An 18105-nucleotide genomic window follows, 5' to 3' on the forward strand; every position below is an offset into this window, starting at 1 on the left:
AATGGTCGAAACTTTGCTGGAAGTTCGCAACCTGAGTAAGACCTTTCGCTACCGGACAGGACTGTTCCACCGCCAGACGGTGGAGGCGGTTAAGCCGTTGAGTTTTACGCTGCGTGAAAAACAGACGCTGGCGATCATCGGTGAGAACGGTTCGGGGAAATCGACGCTGGCGAAAATGCTCGCCGGGATGATTGAGCCGACCGGCGGTGAAGTGCTGATTGACGATCATCCCCTGGCGTTTGGCGACTACTCTTTTCGCAGTCAGCGGATCCGCATGATATTCCAGGACCCGTCAACCTCGCTCAACCCGCGCCAGCGGATCTCGCAGATCCTGGATTTCCCGCTGCGCCTGAATACCGATCTGGAACCCGAAGCGCGGCGCAAACGCATTGTTGAAACCTTGCGGCTGGTGGGGCTGCTGCCTGACCACGTAAGCTATTACCCACACATGCTGGCGCCCGGCCAGAAACAGCGTCTCGGGCTTGCGCGCGCCCTAATTCTGCGCCCGAAAGTGATCATCGCCGACGAGGCGCTGGCCTCGCTGGATATGTCGATGCGTTCGCAGTTAATTAACCTGATGCTGGAATTGCAGGAAAAACAGGGTATCTCTTATATCTACGTCACCCAGCATCTCGGGATGATGAAGCATATCAGCGATCAGGTGCTGGTGATGCACCAGGGCGAGGTTGTCGAGCGCGGCAGTACGGCAGATGTTCTGGCCTCCCCGCTGCATGACCTAACAAAACGGCTGATCGCCGGGCATTTTGGTGAAGCACTGACGGCAGATGCGTGGAGAAAAGACCGTTAAGGACGCGGATCCGTATTCCAGGTATCAGGTTAAATAGTATTGTTCTGCAAGATAAGGATTAAATAGTCGGTTTTGGCTATTTAATCCTTTTAGCCGCGTCTCCATCCCTGCTCCATATATAAACCAATTTAAATCAACAATTCTTCTCCAGAATAACAGGTCTTTGCTAAGGAGAAGAAATGAACCGCACTACTTATTTTTTAAAATACATCGAGTATTTAATCAGAAAAAGCCGTTCTTTTTTTATGACAGATCTGCATTTTCATACCGTGAAGCTCAGAAAAAGATCAGGAAAAAAACCTGATATTAAATCACCTACTACGCTGAGTGAAAAAATATGCCATCGACTGGTTTATGACCATAATAATTTCTACACACTGCTTGCCGATAAACTCGCCGTTCGGGAATACGTAGCCGCGAGAACACAACGGGTAAAGACGGTGCCATTAATCGGGGTATACAGCAAATTTTCTCATATTGATTTCTCTAAACTGCCCAATAAATTTGTTCTTAAATGCAATCATGACAGTGGTAGCACAATAATATGTGACAACAGAGAGCGATTTAACTACAGGCAAGCGGGAAAGAAACTGAACCTCGCGTTAAAGAAAAATTTGTATTACACCACGCGAGAATGGCAGTACAAAAACATCAATCCCCTTATTCTGTGCGAACCCTATATCGATCTTTTCCATGAAGCGGACAGGAACACCACACCGGAAATGTTACGTATTCACTGTTTTCACGGCGTTGCACACTATGTTGAAGCTGATTTTACGGATGATAACGGCAGAGATTTTATCAATGTCTACGACCGACACTGGAATTTACAACCTTTCCAGATGGAATATCCTAATACGCCGGTTGAGCCAGGCGAACCGGGAATGTTCCGACAGGCATTGCTTGCCGCTCAGGAGCTGGCTGATGGCATTGACTACTGCCGCATTGACCTCATGCTAAAAAGAGATGAAATTTACTTTAGTGAAATAACATTAAGTCCGAAGCGTGGCAAACTGAAAATTACCCCACTGGAATGGGATAAGAAACTAGGTGCTATATGGCATTTGCCACTATTGGCGGGCAGGCGAAACTAACCTCCCGCCTGCACTCAGGAATCGGGCCAGGTCAGTTTAAATATGGAGTGGTTTTGCTTTGATAAGGTATAAGTTACATCCCCACCATGGGCCAGCATGATGGCTTTTACCACCGATAAGCCTAAGCCACATCCTTCAGGATTCAGCGCTCTTGCGCCATTATCTCGCTGAAAAGGTTGAAATAAAAAATCTTGGAACTCCTCCGGGATACCCGGTCCGCCATCCTGAATAAGAATATAATTGCCTTTATCAGACACGCCGTTTTTCACGATGAGTGTCCGCGAGGATGAATAGTGTATTGCGTTGTCAAACAGAACGGCCAGACACTGGTTGATCCGTATCGGATCGAACAGACAACGCTGCTCCCTCAACGCTATCTGTAAGGTAAAATGATTACGTTTAAACTCGGGCATAAACGTATCAAGCGCGTCCTGTATTGTACTTTTGAGATCCGTTCTGGATTTGGACAACGTGTAACCCGCCCCGCCATCGGAACTGACTACCCGAAGATCTTCAATCAGGCGGGTTAACCCTTCGGTCTGCCTGAGAAGATTATTAAAAAGTACCGGTTCCGGTTTAAAAACGCCGTCTACCAGCCCCTGAAGTCGCCCGCGTAAAATCGTGACCGGCGTTCTGAGTTCATGGGCAATGGCGGCATTCCAGGATTTCCGCTGTATATCCAGCGTCTGCAGTTTCTCCGCCATTTCATTGAAATCCGAGACCAGATGATTAACCTCGCCCAGACTTGAACTGGCACAATAAGCCCGGGCGTCCAGTTGGCCCTGCGAAATTTTTTTCAGGCTGGACGCGACCGCGTTTAGCGGGGTGAGTATTCGCGCGGAGAGTTTGATCGTTAAAAAAATCGCAAATGCCAGACTGATTATTGTAGCGGTCCCAATCCACACCCAGTCCCATAGGGTCATCTGCTCGTCTTCCCCCGCAGCAGCGCCGCCGGGGAGGTGATCCAGAATAAAGGAGTAAAAAAACCAGGAGCCCAGTATGGAAATGGCAATTATCGTAAACGTCAGCAATAACATATACGTTAAGATCTGACGACTCAGGACAGACTCTCTGTTCATTTTTTCTCCCCAAGCCGGTAACCCATGCCCCTGATGCTCTCAGGAACGCCATAAAGACCTGCGAGCTCAAGTTTTTTACGCAGCTTGCTCATATGGCTATCTACTGTTCTGTCGAGGGTATCGCCTTCCGGCAGACAGGCGTTGAGCAGCTCTTCGCGGGAGCAGACCTTTCGCGGATATCTGACCAGATAAGTAAGAAGCTTAAATTCCGTCGTCGTTAACACAGGGGAGACCACCTCAGGACCCACGGTAACCTCAACGTAGAAATCATCCGGATAAACCGTCAAAAAAGACGTCCTGAGAGGCGCGGCTCCCGCCTGCTGAATAGTGGGTTTGGTTCTGCGCAGCACCGCTTCAACCCGCGCGACGACTTCAGAAGGGTTAAATGGCTTGATAACGTAATCATCCGCGCCAAGCCTCAGCCCCATGAGTTTATCTACATCCTGATCGAGGGCAGAAACCATAATAACGGGCACGGAGCTTTCCTGACGAAGCGTCGTGAGGACGCTCCAGCCGTCGCATACGGGTAGATGAATGTCCAGCAAGATAAGATCCGGTTTATGAAGGCGATTGAGCGCTATCGCCTGCTCGCCCTGTCGGGCCCTCAACGTTTTCATCCCTGAACGCTCTAAGTAACTCATCAGTATTTCAGCAATTTCGTCTTCATCTTCAACAACAAGGATTAGAGTATTTTTGTTCATTTTATCTCCGCGGGTGAAATCCCTTTGAGCACGCTATCAGATATCTTTAGCACAATAAGACACAGCCTCCGGGAAAAAGTGCCGTGGTCATGAAAATTTCCAGTACTAATTTAAATGTCCGGCTACGCCTCCACACAGCGTACATATTCCGTCAATAAAGACTCGACAATACCTGGCCAGAATAGCTATTCGGGCACCCCCATTTGTCCCCGAATGATGCATATTAACCCTGCCGTAATAAGGCTTTCTGAATCTGGCTGAGACAATGAACATAGAATTTTCGAAATGTTTCTCTACTAAGAAAATTGGGATATATACTCTGTTCCTGCTGCTGTCATGGGGATTACTTTATACCTGGCTGGTGTTGATGCATAAAATGGATGAAAAAGTCGCCGCGACGCTACCCTCTTCTCCCATTATCTATGGATGCATGGCTTTGTCAGTTGTCTCTTTGATAATACAAAATAGAGCAGGCGCATTCACTGAATTACTTGTCATCGCCTTCTGGCTAATGGTGATTTTTATTTATCTCATTTTTACGTTCAATGTGCTATTGAACGCCGCACCTGATTTCAACGATCTGGTGTTTTACTACGAATGCTACTTAATTATCTTCTTTTGCGGTTCACCGTTGTACCTCATTATGAGGATGATTTGAACAACCACGTTGTTGCGCTCCACACTCTCTCCATAAAACTGCCATTTCCGCTAAACAGGCGAGTTGTAGACTCTCTGTCAATCCATATTGCTCAAAATACACTCACTTAAATAGCCTGATACCAGTTACCTACAATGATTAACCTTAATAACAAATGTCGTTTACCAGATACTGCCATTCTCGCGTGTAAGACGCTTAACGCCGCACTGTATGGACTGATGGTTTTCTGTATGTGGATGTTCGCGACAAATCTTGATGACGCACCGCAGCTTCTTGAGAAATTTTCGCAGCTCAGGGATATCGGTAAACGTGTATCAACCGATGACGAAATTCACGTAGCTGGACGTTAATTTAATGCCTCATTTTTTTATTGAACGCCCCGTATTCGCCTGGGTAGTGGCGCTTTTTATCGTCCTGACGGGTGTCCTGTCTATCCCTCGGTTGCCGGTTGCGCAGTATCCAGCGGTGGCACCGCCTGGGATCATTATTTCTGTCACTTACCCGGGGGCCAGCCCCGATATCATGAATACGTCTGTGGTGTCGCTCATTGAGCGTGAAATATCGGGCGTAGATAATTTGCTCTATTTCGAATCATCCAGCGACACAACCGGTTCTGCATCTATTACCGTGACTTTCAAGCCCGGCACAGACATTAAGCTGGCGCAGATGGATCTTCAGAACCAGATCAAGATTGTTGAGCCACGTTTACCGCAGGCGGTCAGGCAAAATGGTATCAATGTCGAGGCAGCCAATTCCGGATTTTTAATGATGGTGGGGTTGAAATCCACAACCGGGAAATTTGAGGAAGCGGATTTAAGTGATTATTTCTCCCGCAATGTCAGTGACGAGCTGCGCCGTGTTCCGGGTGTAGGAAAAGTTCAGCTGTTTGGTGGCGAAAAAGCGCTGCGCATCTGGCTGGACCCAATGCAACTGCACAGCTACGGGCTTTCGGTGAGCGATGTCCTTACCGCTGTAGGCCAGCAAAATGCCCTTGTTTCGCCGGGTAAAACGGGAGATGAACCGGCATCTGCAGGGCAAGGCGTAACCTATCCCATTACTGTGCAAGGGCAACTCACTTCTGTAGAGGCTTTCAGAAACATTACCCTAAAATCAGATGCGTCTGGCGCAAGGCTGAAACTATCCGACGTTGCGCGGATTGAGTCTGGCCTGCAAAGTTACGCTTTCGGTATCCGCGAAAATGGTGTGCCTGCAACGGCTGCGGCAATCCAGTTGTCGCCAGGCGCCAATGCGATGAGCACGGCGTCAGGCGTTCGTGCACGTATCGACGAACTTTCACAGGTGTTGCCGGAAGGAATGGCGTTTACGGTTCCCTTCGATACCGCACCTTTTGTAAAGCTGTCCATCATAAAGGTAGTGCAAACATTTGTGGAAGCGATGGTCCTTGTCTTCCTCGTTATGTTGCTGTTTTTGCACAAAATACGTTGTACGCTTATCCCCGCGATTGTTGCCCCCGTCGCGCTGCTGGGCACCTTTACGGTGATGCTATTCAGTGGATACTCGATCAATATTCTGACTATGTTTGGCATGGTGCTGGCGATAGGGATTATCGTGGATGACGCCATTGTGGTCGTGGAGAACGTTGAACGGCTGATGGAAGAAAAAAATCTTTCCCCGCGCGACGCTACCCGGGAGGCCATGCATGAAATTACTCCGGCAATTATAGGGATCACGCTGGTACTTACCGCCGTCTTTATACCTATGGGTTTTGCTGAAGGATCCGTCGGAATTATTTATCGGCAATTTTGTATTTCCATGGCGGTGTCCATTTTGTTGTCGGCATTTCTTGCCCTCACGCTTACCCCCGCGCTATGTGCGACGTTACTTAAGCCCCATAGCGCGCAAAAGCACGGCGGAGGCAAGTTCGCGGTAAGGTTTAACACCCGTTTTCATACCCTTACAACGTGGTACGAATCTGGGCTGGGTGCGGTTCTGAGACGAACTGGCCGAATGCTGCTCCTGTATATTGCACTTTGTGCTGCGTTGTTTTTTGGATTGTCTTCATTGCCCTCATCCTTTCTGCCTGACGAAGATCAGGGCTATTTTATGTCTTCTATCCAACTTCCCTCTGATGCCACGATGCAGCGCACCCTGAAAGTGGTAAAAACGTTTGAACAGGAAATTGCGACCCGACCGGATATTGAAAGCAACATTATGATCCTGGGGTTTGGGTTCGCTGGATCAGGGCCGAATTCGGCCATGGCGTTCACCACGCTGAAGGACTGGAAAGAAAGGCAGGGTTCTACAGCACAGGATGAAGCCGACCATATGCAGGCCAGCATGGAAGACGTCTCAGATGCCGTTACGATGAGCCTGCTCCCGCCTGCCATATCGGATATGGGCACCTCTTCGGGCTTCACCTGGTATCTGCAGGACAGAGCGGGTCTGGGCTACAAGGCTTTGAAGAAAGCGGCCGATGCACTGGTGCTGAAAGCGAATCAGCGCCCTTAACTGAGTGACGTGTATATCGACGGCCTCCCGGAAGGAACTAACCTTGCGCTTAACATTGACCGGGAAAAAGCGGAAGCACTGGGCGTCTCATTTGATGAAATCAACCAGACGCTCTCCGTCACCATGGGTTCAAACTACGTTAATGACTATGCGAACAACGGACGTGTTCAGCAGGTGATTATTCAGGCCGATGCGCCTTATCGAATGCAACCTGAGCAGATCCTGACATTATCGGTTAAAAACCGCCAGGGTCAGATGGTGCCAGTGTCAACATTTGCGACGATTTCCTGGAACGTTGCACCACAACAATTAACGCGTTATCAAGGATATTCTGCTATCCGCATTACCGGCAGTGCAGCTACAGGTGAATCCAGCGGTACCGCAATGAAAGTCATGGAGAATTTGTCCCGGGATTTACCTCAGGGCATGGCTGGAGAATGGGCCGGGAGTTCATTGCAGGAGATAAAATCTCAGTCGCAGCTCCCGGGTCTGATCGTCCTGTCGATACTGGTCGTGTTTATGGTGCTCGCCGCCTTGTATGAGAGCTGGTCAATACCCTTCGCAGTCATGCTGGTGGTTCCATTGGGACTTATCGGAGCAGTCGTGGCTGTGTCCGTTGCCGGCATGACAAATGATGTTTTCTTTAAAGTCGGTCTTATTACCCTGATAGGCCTGTCCGCCAAGAACGCCATATTGATTGTGGAGTTTGCACGGCAGTTGCACCGTCAAGGGCTCCCCCTCCTGGCGGCAACGATACAGGCCGCAAGCCAGCGCCTGCGCCCTATTCTGATGACATCGTTAGCCTTTACGTTGGGGGTGGTTCCCTTAATGCTGGCCAGTGGCGCTAGTAACAGTACACAACACGCCATCGGCACCGGCGTATTTGGCGGCATGATTAGCGGTACGCTTCTCGCGATCTTCTTCGTCCCGGTGTTCTTTATTGTCATCGCGCGTTTCTTAGAAAGCGCGAGGAAAGGTTAAAAAGGGTAACTATCGTGAGGGATCGCGCATCCGCGCTGGTTGGATGAGGTGAAGCTGCTGCCGGGTGATATACTGGACGAATGCTGAAATTTTGAACCCGCGCCTCACCTTCTGGGGCATTCGTCTCTGGAGATCGGCGAGAAATATCGTGACACATGGGGCTGTGAGTGGGCTATAATTTCGAGCTAATTTCGAATGATTTTGAAATACTGCCTGTAACGCTATGAATTACAAGGCAAAATAAGCAATGAATATAAGGATTAAAGCTATGGGTTTTCTTTCCGGTAAGCGCATTCTGGTTACTGGCGTAGCCAGCAAACTGTCCATCGCATACGGCATCGCACAGGCTATGCATCGCGAAGGCGCTGAGCTGGCGTTCACCTACCAGAACGACAAGCTGAAAGGCCGCGTTGAAGAGTTTGCCGCGCAGCTGGGTTCCAGCATTGTTCTGGAATGCGACGTTGCACAAGACGAAAGCATTGATGGCATGTTTGCTGAACTTGCAAAAACGTGGGAGAAGTTTGACGGTTTCGTTCACTCCATCGGCTTCGCGCCTGGCGATCAGCTGGACGGCGACTACGTTAACGCGGTAACCCGTGAAGGTTTCAAAATCGCGCACGACATCAGCTCCTACAGCTTCGTGGCGATGGCGAAAGCCTGTCGTACCATGCTGAACCCAGGCTCTGCCCTGCTGACTCTGTCCTACCTGGGCGCAGAGCGCGCTATCCCTAACTACAACGTGATGGGTCTGGCTAAAGCCTCTCTGGAAGCCAACGTGCGCTATATGGCGAACGCGATGGGTCCTGAAGGCGTGCGCGTCAACGGTATCTCCGCTGGCCCAATCCGCACCCTGGCCGCTTCCGGCATCAAAGATTTCCGTAAAATGCTGGCACATTGCGAAGCGGTTACGCCAATTCGTCGTACCGTTACCATTGAAGATGTGGGTAACTCTGCAGCATTCCTGTGCTCTGACCTCTCCGCGGGTATCTCCGGCGAAGTGGTTCACGTTGACGGCGGTTTCAACATCGCGGCAATGAACGAGCTGGAAATTAAATAAGCTGTCACTCTCTTCCCGTCAGGGAAGAGAGTTCTCTCTCCCGCCCTGCCCGTCGTTATTCCGTTCTGCTATTTGTTATCACCTAACAATATTTTTCCCCTCACCCACCTTACGCCAGGATATTGATCGCCCTTTTGAGATCAAGGAACGCCCATGGAACAGCGCCGTTTTTCCGGCAAAGGCCACTGGTATCACGAGACCCAGTCTAATCATTCGCAGTCGGATGTGCTGCCTCTGGTGCCCGAAGCCGCTAACGTCGACGACCGTTTTTTGCTTGACTTAGCGCTCCCTGACGCGATTGCGCTCGCCGCTCAGGGCTGGTTAGCCCCGGCCAGAGCCTTATGTCACCAGCTGTTCCCGCTGGATACGCCGGTCAACCGGCTGCGAACCCTTAGCGCCTATGACCGGTTGAGCACGGCGCTGACGGTCGCGCAAGCCTGTGGCGTGCAGCGCCTCTGTAACCACTACGCCGCCCTGCTCGCACCGCTTCCCGGCCCGGACTCTTCCCGCGAAAGTAACCGACGCCTCGCCCAAATCACCCAGTACGCCCGCCAGCTTGCCAGTTCTCCCGACGTGATCGGCGATAAGGCCCTGCTGCAGCTCGATGAAGTGGGCCTGACGGTGCATGACATCGTGTTAATCAACCAGATAATCGGCTTTATCGGTTTTCAGGCGCGCACCGTGGCGGTGTTTCAGGCGGCGCTTGGCCATCCCGTGCGGTGGCTGCCCGGGCATCATATATCGCCCCATACGGTGCCCGCGCACATCCAGGTATGGGTCTCCCTGTTACCCGCTGTCGAGTTGCGTTATGCCAGCCCCGAACAACGCCGCTCACTTGCGCGCTGGCAGGCGGAAACGGCGCTCGGACCGCTGGTTACGGTGCTTTGCCACGAGCCTGCACTGCTCGACAGGTTGGGCGACATCCTGACCACGCTTCCGGACCAGGCCGAGCCGGATTTCCCGGCGCTCACCAAGGCGGTGGCGCTGCTGAACAGCTCGCCGGATCGCTTTAGCGCCGCGCATTTAACCGCGCTGGGAGAGAGCGGGTTGCCTCATAGCGTAACGCTGAACCTGCTGATACGCAGCGCGTTTTATGGCTGGCTGGACCGCCTTCGCATCGCGCTCGGTCAGGAGGAATAACCTTACTCATTACCCAAAGAGCGCTTGCTGTAGCAGTGAGATTCGCGTAAAACTGTCAGCCGCTCAATGGCTACGAAAATAGAACATTATGTTTCAGGACAACCCGCTGCTAGCGCAGCTTAAACAGCAACTGCATTCCCAGACGCCGCGTGCAGAAGGGGTCGTAAAAGCCACGGAAAAGGGCTTTGGCTTCCTTGAAGTTGACGGTCAGAAAAGCTACTTCATTCCGCCTCCGCAGATGAAGAAAGTGATGCATGGCGACCGCATTTCAGCCGTCATTCATACTGAAAAGGAACGGGAATCCGCCGAGCCGGAAGCACTCATCGAACCGTTCCTGACGCGTTTCGTTGGCAAGGTTCACAAGAAAGACGATCGTCTTTCCATCGTGCCGGATCACCCTCTGCTCAAAGATGCCATCCCGTGCCGTGCCGAGCGTGGCGTTGAGCATGATTTTAAAGAAGGTGACTGGGCCGTGGCTGAAATGCGCCGTCATCCTCTGAAAGGCGATCGCGGTTTTTACGCGGAGCTGACCCAGTTCATCACCTACGGCGACGATCATTTCGTGCCGTGGTGGGTAACGCTGGCGCGCCATAATCTTGAAAAAGAAGCACCAGACGGCGTGGCGACCGACATGCAGGATGAAGGTCTGGCGCGTCGCGATCTGACGGCCCTGGATTTTGTCACCATCGACAGCGCCAGCACCGAAGATATGGACGATGCCCTGTTTGCGGAAGAAGCGGCAGACGGCAAACTGCATCTGACCGTCGCCATTGCCGACCCGACCGCGTGGATTGTCGAAGGCAGCAAGCTGGACGAAATGGCGAAAGTGCGCTCATTCACCAACTACCTGCCGGGCTTTAATATCCCTATGCTGCCGCGCGAACTCTCAGACGACCTCTGTTCGCTGCGTCCGCATGAAGTCCGCCCGGTGCTTGCCTGCCGCATGACGATTGCTGCGGACGGTACCATAGAAGACGATATTGAATTCTTCTCCGCGACCATCGAATCGAAAGCCAAACTCGCCTACGACAATGTCTCCGACTGGCTGGACATCACCGGCAACTGGACGCCAGACAGCGAGGCCATCGCCACGCAAATCCGCCTGCTGCACCGCGTCTGCCTGAACCGCAGCGAATGGCGTAAAACCCATGCGCTGGTGTTCAAAGACCGTCCGGATTATCGCTTTGTACTCGGCGAGAAAGGCGAAGTGCTGGATATCGTGGCAGAGCCGCGCCGCATTGCGAACCGCATCGTTGAAGAGGCGATGATTTCGGCCAACATCTGTGCCGCCCGCATCCTGCGCGATAAGTTAGGCTTTGGTATCTATAACGTGCATACTGGTTTTGATCCGGCGAATACCGACGCGCTGGCGGCGCTGCTGAAAACGCATGACGTGCATGTCGATCCTGAAGAAGTCCTGACCCTGCCGGGCTTCTGCAAACTGCGCCGCGAACTCGATGCCCAGCCGTCTGGCTTCCTTGACAGCCGCATTCGCCGCTTCCAGTCGTTTGCTGAAATCAGCACCGAACCGGGTCCGCACTTCGGGCTGGGCCTTGAGGCCTACGCGACCTGGACCTCCCCAATCCGTAAGTACGGCGATATGGTGAACCACCGTCTGCTGAAGGCCATCATCAAAGGGGAATCCATCGCGCGTCCTCAGGATGAAACCACGCTGCAGATGGCCGAGCGCCGCCGCCTGAACCGTATGGCAGAACGCGACGTTGGTGACTGGCTGTATGCCCGTTTCCTGAACGACAAAGCTGGCACCGATACCCGCTTCCCGGCGGAGATCATTGATATCAGCCGCGGTGGTATGCGCGTGCGTCTGGTGGATAACGGAGCCGTCGCCTTCATTCCTGCGCCGTTCCTGCATGCAGTGCGTGATGAACTGGTTTGCAGCCAGGAAAATGGCACCGTGCAGATTAAAGGGGAAACGGTTTACAAAGTCACGGATGTGATCGATGTAAACATCGCGGAAGTCCGTATGGAAACCCGCAGCGTTATCGCGCGCCCTGTCGCTTGATAAGCCGTTAAAATGTCGGCCGTTTCCTTTTCGGGAAGGCCGGCATTTTTTTCGCCCGTCGCACGTCGCAAAATCATCTTTTTTTCTGACTATTTTCCCTGCCCATCCGCCAAAACCCGCAAGAATTATCTACAGTAAAAGAGCACCGACATATTCGGTTACGTGAATTTTTATACGTTATGCACTCTTTTTGCTCAAACCCGTTTTAATATCAGAAAAGTGGAAAAAACAACCACTTCACCTCGGTTTTAACGCTGTTCAACGACGGAATAGTCGACTGCATATGAATAGTTTTTGCGCTAACGTGCAGCTGCGGGAGAAAACATGATGGACGATCTGGAGCAAAACTTGCTGTTTCGTTACATGGGCACGCACAGCCCCTGGTGGAGGCTAACGGCTGACAGCAATGCGCTGCATCTGGCGGCCAGCGAAAGCGCCGATATAACGCAGGTGGTTGCGCTGGATGATGAGCAGGCAGAACTGATCCGCCAGTTGACCGTTATTACCTCCAGTATATCAATGACGCTCTCGCTGTACGGCGTGGACGTTCCGGTTCACCTTGTGGGCCGTAAAATCAATAAACATGAGTGGGCCGGCACGGCGTCTGCCTGGAACGACACCCCTTCGGTCGCGCGCGATCTCGCGCAGGGTCTCTCTTTTGCTGAGCAGGTTGTCTCGGAGGCCAACTCCGTCATTGTTATTCTCGATCAGCACGGCAATATTCAGCGCTTCAACCGGTTGAGCGAAGAGTACACCGGCCTGAAAGAACAAGAAGTGATTGGCCAGAACGTCTTCAAGCTGTTTATGAGCCGTAGCGAAGCGGCGGCGTCAAAGCGCAATATTTCAGGGTTCTTTCGTAACGGCAGCTCCTATGAAGTGGAGCGCTGGATTAAAACCCGCAAGGGGCAACGGCTGTTTCTCTTCAGGAACAAATTCGTTCACAGCGGCAGCGGGAAAAATGAAATTTTCCTTATCTGTTCCGGCACGGATATTACCGAGGAGCGCCGCGCCCAGGAGCGTCTGCGCGTGCTGGCGAATACCGACACCATCACCGGTTTACCGAACCGCAATGCCATTCATGAACTCATCTCCGATGCCATCAACGCGCGCGGCGATACGCAGGTTGGCATCGTGTACCTCGATCTTGATAACTTCAAAAAGGTAAACGATGCCTATGGCCACATGTTTGGCGATCAGCTGTTACAGGCCGTCGCCCTGGCGATTTTAAGTTGTCTGGATGAAGGCCAAACCCTGGCCCGACTCGGCGGTGATGAATTTATCGTTATGGCCTCTGACACCTCGCAAAGTTCGCTGGAGGCGATGGCATCGCGCATTTTAACGCGCTTACGCCAACCGTTCCGCATCGGCTTAATCGAAGTCTATACCGGCTGTTCTTTAGGGATCGCCCTCGCCCCGCAGCACGGCACCGACCGGGAAAGCGTCATTCGCAACGCCGATACCGCAATGTACACCGCTAAAGAGAGCGGCCGCGGCAAGTTCTGCGTCTTCTCGCCGGAGATGAACCAACGCGTGTTTGAATATCTGTGGCTGGATACCAACCTGCGTAAAGCGCTGGATAATGACCAGTTGCTGATCCATTACCAGCCGAAAATGACCTGGCGCGGCGAAGTCAGAAGCCTGGAAGCGCTGGTACGCTGGCAGTCTCCCGAGCGCGGGCTGATCCCCCCGATGGAGTTTATCTCTTACGCCGAAGAGTCTGGTTTGATCGTGCCGCTTGGCCGCTGGGTGATGCTGGACGTAGTCCGTCAGGTCGCGAAATGGCGCGATAAAGGCATCAACCTGCGCGTGGCGGTCAACGTCTCTGCTCGCCAGCTGGCCGACCAGACGATCTTTAGCGATTTAAAGCAGGCGCTGAGCGACCTTAACTTTGAATACTGTCCCATCGACGTTGAGTTGACCGAAAGCTGTTTGATTGAAAATGAAGAGCTGGCGCTCTCCGTCATTCAGCAGTTTAGCCAGCTCGGCGCGCAGATCCATCTGGATGACTTTGGCACCGGGTACTCCTCCCTCTCGCAGCTGGCGCGCTTCCCAATCGATGCCATCAAGCTGGACCAGTCTTTTGTACGGGATATTCATAAGCAGTCGATCTCTCAGTCGCTGGTCAGAGCGATTGTAGCCGTCGCGCAGGCGTTAAATTTGCAGGTCATCGCGGAAGGGGTGGAAAGTGCGAAAGAAGACGCCTTTCTCACGAAGAATGGCGTCAACGAGCGGCAGGGTTTTCTCTTTGCGAAGCCTATGCCCGCAGCCGCATTCGAGCGATGGCTAAAACGTTATCAGGCGCGACACATGCGTTAGCTGGCTTTACGCAGCCCTGCCGCCTGGTGGCGGTTTTGCAGCATCACCAGACGCTCCATGTAGGCGATATCTTTCGGCTCAAGGCAAAATGCCGCGTCGACCCAGTCCTCTGTGATATCCATCAGCTCGCTTCGTGGAAGCTGTAAAACGCGGGTGCGGGCACGAAGCATAGCCCGTACGCCGTTCAGCTTCGGCTGGAGCGTGTCGATGAAGGTGCGAACGGAGACGTAGCTCTGGCCAGGTTCGAACAGCAGATCGACTAACCCCTGCTGCTCATACCATTCCGCCGTGTGAGACTCGCCCTTATAAATCAGCTCCTCCGCCAGCTTCATGCCTGCACGACGCGCCACGAGGGAGTACCCCCCCATGCCAGGGAACAGGTTAAACGCAATCTCGGGGAAGCCTAAGCGCGCATCGCGTTGGGCCAGGACGAAATGGTGCGCGAGCGCGGCTTCAAATCCACCGCCCAGTGCGCTCCCTTCTACCATCGCCAGCGATATTGCGCCCGTATCAAACCCCCGTGAGGCGGCGTGAACGCAATCCACGCAGGCGCGGGCGTAGGAACGCAATGCTTCCCGACGCCCGTTTTGCAGGCATTCCACGAAGAACTGCAGATCGCCCCCTGCGTTGTACATATCAGGCACGAGGGAACCGGTCACCCAAAAGTCGACCACAAACCCCGACTGGCGAACCAGCCAGGAGAGATTCATGATCTCTTCTATCAGCGCATGGTTAAAACAGGGGCGTGGCTGCGCCCGCAACATCATCCATACGGTGCGACGCTCCTCCTCGTAATAGCCTGCCAGTTGCGTGAAACGTTCAGTATCGGTAAACAGTGTACAGGTAGCCTGGTTGATAACTGTCATAGTCTGAATCCTCATAGAATAAAGCGCCTTGCGCGCAGTTTTAGACTAATCCACGCATTCAACCCCCTGTATGTGGGCACAGAAATTTATCACTTTCATTTATGTAATTTGGTTAGTGCATTTTTTCCCTTCTCTTTTGAGCCTATTTTCTGCATCATTGAAAATATTAACTTTTCGCTTCCGGGGTGGGATTATGGCTAACATTGATGTGCTGACCGTGGCACAACGTATTGATACTGTGCTGGATATTCTGGTTGCTGGCGATTACCACTCCGCGATCCGTAATCTTGAGATCTTAAAAGCGGAGTTATTAGCACAGAAAGGCACGGAGACCGCATCACAAAACCCTCAACCTAAAGCCCCGTGGGAAGTGTAGCCACGGCGTTTCTGATCCCGTTTCATTTTTGTATTGGATGCTATGAATTCTCGACAACAAATCATTTTGCAGATGGTCATCGATCAGGGACGCGTGAGCGTGGTCGATCTCGCGAAAACCACCGGTGTTTCCGAAGTCACAATCCGTCAGGATCTTAACCTTCTCGAAAAGCAGAGCTACCTGCGTCGTGCCCACGGCTATGCCGTCCCGCTGGACAGTGAGGACGTCGAAACCCGCATGATGAACAATTATGCCCTTAAGCGCGAGCTGGCGGAGTTTGCGGCATCCCTGGTGAACAACGGCGAAACGGTGTTCATTGAAAACGGCAGCAGTAATGCCCTGCTGGCGCGCACGCTGGCTGAGCAGAAAGACGTAACGATTATTACCGTCAGCAGCTACATCGCGCATCTGCTGAAGGAAACGCGCTGTGAAGTGATTCTGTTAGGCGGTATCTACCAGAAAAAAAGCGAAAGCATGGTAGGCCCATTGACCCGCCAGTACGTTCAGCAGGTGCATTTCACCAAGGCCTTTATTGGTATCGATGGTTGGCAGCCCGAGACTGGCTTCACCGGCAGAGACATGATGCGTTCTGACGTCGTGAACGCGGTGCTGGAAAAAGAGTGCGAAGCCATCGTGTTGTCTGACAGCTCTAAATTCGGCGCTGTCCATCCCTACACCATGGGCCCGCTGTCGCGCTTTAGCCGGGTGATCACCGACAAACGCCTGAGTGACGAACATCGCCTTCAGCTTGAGCACGCTGGCTTAACGGTCGATATCGTCGACAACGCGCTGTAGTGCCCCCCTTGCGTCCGGTTCCCGGGCGCACGCCCTCGCCTCTGAGATTAATCCTGGTATTTCTTTAAGAGTTTTTACCTGTATAAGCTAAAATAAAGACGTAAAATTAATGTTAGCGATATAACAGGAAGTGACTATCACCTGCGTGATCATGTTAACCCCTGCGCGACCAGCTTTTACGGAAAATGGAATTTAAGTATTCAAATTGACTATACTTAAAAAGCACTTCTTTCCGTGAATCGATAATTCAGGAGAAAGTATTATGACCTTAACCAGCAAGAAATTAGCTGCCGCTGTTCTGGCAATCACTGTAGCAATGTCCCTGAGCGCATGCTCTAACTGGTCTAAACGTGACCGTAACACCGCCATTGGTGCCGGTGCAGGTGCTCTGGGTGGTGCGGTATTAACGGATGGTAGCACGCTGGGTACTTTAGGTGGCGCTGCTGTCGGCGGTGTTATTGGTCACCAGGTAGGCAAATAATCACCATAACGGCTTCTACCCGTATAATTATATATTCTGTACTTTTCAGGTCTGACTTACGCACCTAAAAAAAGAGCCACGGTTTTCGCCGTGGCTCAATTATTTTAGCCTCCCGCCAGTTTGACCTTCATGCCTTTGGCTTCGAGCAAGGATTTAATTAAATCGCGTTTATCGCCCTGGATTTCGATAACTCCGTCTTTCACCGCGCCACCACAGCCGCATTTCTTTTTTAATTCTGCAGCGAGTTTTGCCAGTTCGGCATCGTCGAGATCAATACCTGTGACCAGACATACGCCCTTTCCCTTTCGTCCGCTGGTCTGGCGCTGGATACGCACAATGCCATCCCCCTTCGGGCGCTCGGCTTTCTCGCGTGGCTCATCAATGCGGCCAGTGTCGGTTGAATAGACCAGGCGGCTGTTGGAATCGCTCATTACGCCCCCTTTTTCAACGATGCGTTGATGGCTTTCAGCGTCTGCGCCGGATCCGCTGACTGGGTAACCGGGCGACCAATAACCATATAGTCTACACCTGCGGCCTGCGCCTGTTCGGGCGTCATGATGCGGCGCTGATCGCCTGCCTCACTTCCCGCAGGACGGATACCCGGCGTAACCAGCTTAAATTCACGTCCCAGCTCCGATTTAAAGCGCACGGCTTCCTGCGCCGAACACACGACGCCATCCAACCCACAGCGTTGCGTCAGGCGTGCAAGACGTTCCGCGTGCTCAGCAGGTGACAACGTCACACCCAGGTCGCGCAGGTCTGATGCGTCCATACTGGTCAGTACGGTTACGGCAATCAGCAGCGGCGCGTCTTTGCCAAACGGGAGCAGCGCTTCGCGTGCAGCCGTCATCATCCGCGCCCCGCCTGATGCATGGACATTCACCATCCATACGCCCAGTTCAGCGGCAGCGGCTACGGCGTGGGCAGTTGTGTTCGGGATATCGTGGAATTTCAGGTCGAGGAAGATATCGAAGCCGCGCTGTTGCAGGTCTCGCACGATTTGCGGGCCAAACAGCGTAAACATCTCTTTGCCGACTTTCAGGCGACAGTCGCGGGGATCGATACCGTCGACAAAGGCCAGCGCGGCATCACGGTTGTTGTAATCCAGGGCAACTACAACAGGAGAATCAGTAACTACGCGGGAAGTAGAGGAACTAACAGACGTCATGACCAGCCCTTTTCGTCTATGGGCGCCCAGCGGCGCGGGACAGATAAACGGCGAGCATTCTACCTGCCAGCGGCCAAAAATGACAGGAGCGAT

15 protein-coding genes and 1 pseudogene are annotated in these 18105 nt (G+C 52.6%); 11 read left to right on the forward strand and 5 right to left on the reverse strand.

Annotation, left to right across the window (positions count from 1 at the left end):
• Position 1: 1 nt before the first annotated feature.
• The gene (gene sapF / locus QLG21_RS12165) at positions 2 to 808 is read left to right on the forward strand and encodes a peptide ABC transporter ATP-binding protein SapF (protein ID WP_006175637.1); all 807 of its coding nucleotides are present in this window, start codon (positions 2 to 4) and stop codon (positions 806 to 808) included.
• A gap of 179 nt (positions 809 to 987) precedes the next feature.
• Positions 988 to 1902, forward strand: coding sequence for an ATP-grasp fold amidoligase family protein (locus QLG21_RS12170; protein ID WP_153688266.1), 915 nt, complete (start codon positions 988 to 990; stop codon positions 1900 to 1902).
• A 14-nt stretch (positions 1903 to 1916) separates the two neighbouring features.
• Here the strand turns inward: QLG21_RS12170 and QLG21_RS12175 are convergent, their stop codons facing one another.
• Together QLG21_RS12175 and QLG21_RS12180 are read right to left on the reverse strand one after the other, a co-directional pair.
• Positions 1917 to 2981, reverse strand: a complete 1065-nt coding sequence (locus tag QLG21_RS12175; RefSeq protein WP_153688265.1) for an ATP-binding protein — start codon at positions 2979 to 2981, stop codon at positions 1917 to 1919.
• Positions 2978 to 3682 (reverse strand): response regulator, encoded by a 705-nt coding sequence (locus tag QLG21_RS12180; RefSeq protein WP_006175643.1) that lies wholly within the window; start codon positions 3680 to 3682, stop codon positions 2978 to 2980. Before QLG21_RS12180 ends, QLG21_RS12175 begins: the two co-directional genes overlap by 4 nt.
• A 265-nt stretch (positions 3683 to 3947) precedes the next feature.
• Between QLG21_RS12180 and QLG21_RS12185 the strand changes: the two genes are divergently transcribed.
• The 6 genes and pseudogenes from QLG21_RS12185 to pdeR all read left to right on the forward strand — a co-directional run bounded on the left by QLG21_RS12185 (position 3948) and on the right by pdeR (position 14326).
• Positions 3948 to 4340 carry a hypothetical protein gene (locus QLG21_RS12185; protein WP_006175645.1) on the forward strand — a complete coding sequence of 131 codons (393 nt, stop codon included), beginning with the start codon at positions 3948 to 3950 and terminating at the stop codon, positions 4338 to 4340.
• A gap of 354 nt (positions 4341 to 4694) precedes the next feature.
• Positions 4695 to 7790, forward strand: a pseudogene (locus QLG21_RS12190) (multidrug efflux RND transporter permease subunit).
• 268 nt (positions 7791 to 8058) lie between these two features.
• Complete coding sequence (fabI, locus tag QLG21_RS12195; protein WP_042319917.1) at positions 8059 to 8847, forward strand: enoyl-ACP reductase FabI; 789 nt, start codon at positions 8059 to 8061, stop codon at positions 8845 to 8847.
• Between the two features lie 153 nt (positions 8848 to 9000).
• Positions 9001 to 9987 (forward strand): CMD domain-containing protein, encoded by a 987-nt coding sequence (locus QLG21_RS12200; protein WP_282484503.1) that lies wholly within the window; start codon positions 9001 to 9003, stop codon positions 9985 to 9987.
• An 88-nt stretch (positions 9988 to 10075) separates the two neighbouring features.
• Positions 10076 to 12010, forward strand: a complete 1935-nt coding sequence (locus tag QLG21_RS12205; protein WP_282484504.1) for an exoribonuclease II — start codon at positions 10076 to 10078, stop codon at positions 12008 to 12010.
• Positions 12011 to 12334: 324 nt separating this feature from the next.
• Positions 12335 to 14326, forward strand: a complete 1992-nt coding sequence (pdeR, locus tag QLG21_RS12210; RefSeq protein ID WP_137848716.1) for a cyclic di-GMP phosphodiesterase — start codon at positions 12335 to 12337, stop codon at positions 14324 to 14326.
• Here the strand turns inward: pdeR and QLG21_RS12215 are convergent.
• Positions 14323 to 15192 (reverse strand): crotonase/enoyl-CoA hydratase family protein, encoded by an 870-nt coding sequence (locus tag QLG21_RS12215; protein WP_282484505.1) that lies wholly within the window; start codon positions 15190 to 15192, stop codon positions 14323 to 14325. The two genes, pdeR and QLG21_RS12215, sit on opposite strands and share 4 nt — an antisense overlap.
• Positions 15193 to 15385: 193 nt before the next feature.
• On the opposite strand from QLG21_RS12215, the gene QLG21_RS12220 reads away from it, so the two are divergent.
• The 3 genes from QLG21_RS12220 (at position 15386) to osmB (ending at position 16844) form a co-directional block, all read left to right on the forward strand.
• Complete coding sequence (locus QLG21_RS12220) at positions 15386 to 15568, forward strand: hypothetical protein (protein ID WP_042319923.1); 183 nt, start codon at positions 15386 to 15388, stop codon at positions 15566 to 15568.
• Positions 15569 to 15610: 42 nt separating this feature from the next.
• Complete coding sequence (locus QLG21_RS12225) at positions 15611 to 16363, forward strand: DNA-binding transcriptional regulator YciT (protein ID WP_006175658.1); 753 nt, start codon at positions 15611 to 15613, stop codon at positions 16361 to 16363.
• A gap of 262 nt (positions 16364 to 16625) precedes the next feature.
• Complete coding sequence (osmB, locus tag QLG21_RS12230; protein ID WP_006175660.1) at positions 16626 to 16844, forward strand: osmotically-inducible lipoprotein OsmB; 219 nt, start codon at positions 16626 to 16628, stop codon at positions 16842 to 16844.
• A gap of 104 nt (positions 16845 to 16948) precedes the next feature.
• Here osmB and yciH read toward each other — a convergent pair whose 3' ends face one another.
• The gene (gene yciH, locus QLG21_RS12235) at positions 16949 to 17275 is read right to left on the reverse strand and encodes a stress response translation initiation inhibitor YciH (protein WP_006175661.1); all 327 of its coding nucleotides are present in this window, start codon (positions 17273 to 17275) and stop codon (positions 16949 to 16951) included.
• Entirely contained in the window at positions 17275 to 18012 is a 738-nt protein-coding gene (gene pyrF / locus QLG21_RS12240; RefSeq protein ID WP_088208367.1) for an orotidine-5'-phosphate decarboxylase, read from the reverse strand. The genes yciH and pyrF overlap by 1 nt, the downstream gene beginning before the upstream one ends.
• Positions 18013 to 18105 lie beyond the last annotated feature (93 nt).

It is taken from the genome of Enterobacter sp. V87_3 (assembly GCF_029967835.1).
Classification (GTDB): Bacteria; Pseudomonadota; Gammaproteobacteria; order Enterobacterales; family Enterobacteriaceae; genus Enterobacter; species Enterobacter cancerogenus.

Bases quoted from the DNA above. Each gene is read 5' to 3' on its own strand.
- sapF (WP_006175637.1), top strand. From the start codon at position 2: ATGGTCGAAACTTTGCTGGAAGTTCGCAACCTGAGTAAGACCTTTCGC.
- QLG21_RS12170 (WP_153688266.1), top strand. From the start codon at position 988: ATGAACCGCACTACTTATTTTTTAAAATACATCGAGTATTTAATCAGA.
- QLG21_RS12175 (WP_153688265.1), bottom strand. From the start codon at position 2,981: ATGAACAGAGAGTCTGTCCTGAGTCGTCAGATCTTAACGTATATGTTA.
- QLG21_RS12180 (WP_006175643.1), bottom strand. From the start codon at position 3,682: ATGAACAAAAATACTCTAATCCTTGTTGTTGAAGATGAAGACGAAATT.
- QLG21_RS12185 (WP_006175645.1), top strand. From the start codon at position 3,948: ATGAACATAGAATTTTCGAAATGTTTCTCTACTAAGAAAATTGGGATA.
- fabI (WP_042319917.1), top strand. From the start codon at position 8,059: ATGGGTTTTCTTTCCGGTAAGCGCATTCTGGTTACTGGCGTAGCCAGC.
- QLG21_RS12200 (WP_282484503.1), top strand. From the start codon at position 9,001: ATGGAACAGCGCCGTTTTTCCGGCAAAGGCCACTGGTATCACGAGACC.
- QLG21_RS12205 (WP_282484504.1), top strand. From the start codon at position 10,076: ATGTTTCAGGACAACCCGCTGCTAGCGCAGCTTAAACAGCAACTGCAT.
- pdeR (WP_137848716.1), top strand. From the start codon at position 12,335: ATGATGGACGATCTGGAGCAAAACTTGCTGTTTCGTTACATGGGCACG.
- QLG21_RS12215 (WP_282484505.1), bottom strand. From the start codon at position 15,192: ATGACAGTTATCAACCAGGCTACCTGTACACTGTTTACCGATACTGAA.
- QLG21_RS12220 (WP_042319923.1), top strand. From the start codon at position 15,386: ATGGCTAACATTGATGTGCTGACCGTGGCACAACGTATTGATACTGTG.
- QLG21_RS12225 (WP_006175658.1), top strand. From the start codon at position 15,611: ATGAATTCTCGACAACAAATCATTTTGCAGATGGTCATCGATCAGGGA.
- osmB (WP_006175660.1), top strand. From the start codon at position 16,626: ATGACCTTAACCAGCAAGAAATTAGCTGCCGCTGTTCTGGCAATCACT.
- yciH (WP_006175661.1), bottom strand. From the start codon at position 17,275: ATGAGCGATTCCAACAGCCGCCTGGTCTATTCAACCGACACTGGCCGC.
- pyrF (WP_088208367.1), bottom strand. From the start codon at position 18,012: ATGACGTCTGTTAGTTCCTCTACTTCCCGCGTAGTTACTGATTCTCCT.